The following is a 692-nucleotide window of genomic DNA, read 5'->3' as shown; positions in this document are numbered from 1 at the left end:
ATCCCATACTTTGTAAATCTCACTTTTATCTCTTGTAATTAGCCATTTGTTATCAGAAGAGAAGTCGGCAAAACGAATGTCATTATCTTGTTTTAAGAAGCCTAGCTGTTGCCCTTTTTCTACATCCCATACTTTATAAATATAATTTTCATCTCTTGTAAAGAGCCATTTTTTATCAGAAGAAAAGTCAGCAAAACGAATATTATTCTCTTGTTTTAAGAAGCCTAGTTGTTGCCCTTTTTCTACATCCCATACTTTATAAGTGTCATTTTCATCTCTTGTAAAGAGCCATTTATTATCAGAAGAAAAGTAAGTAAAACGAATATTATTCTCTTGTTTTAAGAAGTCTAGTTGTTGCCCTTTTGCTATATCCCATACTTTATAAATGTAATTTTCATCCCTTGTAATCAACCATTTATTATCAGAAGAAAAGTCAGTAGAACGAATGGTATTCTCTTGTTTTAAAAAGTCTAGTTGTTGCCGTTTTGCTATATCCCATACTTTAGTAACATCATTTTTATCAATTGTAATCAACCATTTATTGTCAGAAGAAAAGTAAGCAGAACTAATGTTATCCTCTTGTTTTAAAAAGTCTAGTTGTTGCCCTTTTACTACATCCCATACTTTGTAAATCTCACTTTTATCTCTTGTAATTAGCCATTTGTTATCAGAAGAGAAGTCGGCAAAACGAA

At 30.9% G+C, this 692-nt stretch carries 1 protein-coding gene; it reads right to left on the bottom strand.

All coding sequences use genetic code 11. The annotated features are described in order from the left end of the window. On the bottom strand, positions 1-692 hold a 692-nt coding region (locus tag AC07XN_RS24545; RefSeq protein ID WP_494744961.1), incomplete at both ends, for a WD40 repeat domain-containing protein.

This window comes from Arcicella sp. GW458-12-2-14-TSB2 (assembly GCF_059423785.1).
The sequence above is the reverse complement of the archived record's forward strand: the minus strand, read 5'-3'. Positions and strand labels throughout refer to the sequence as shown.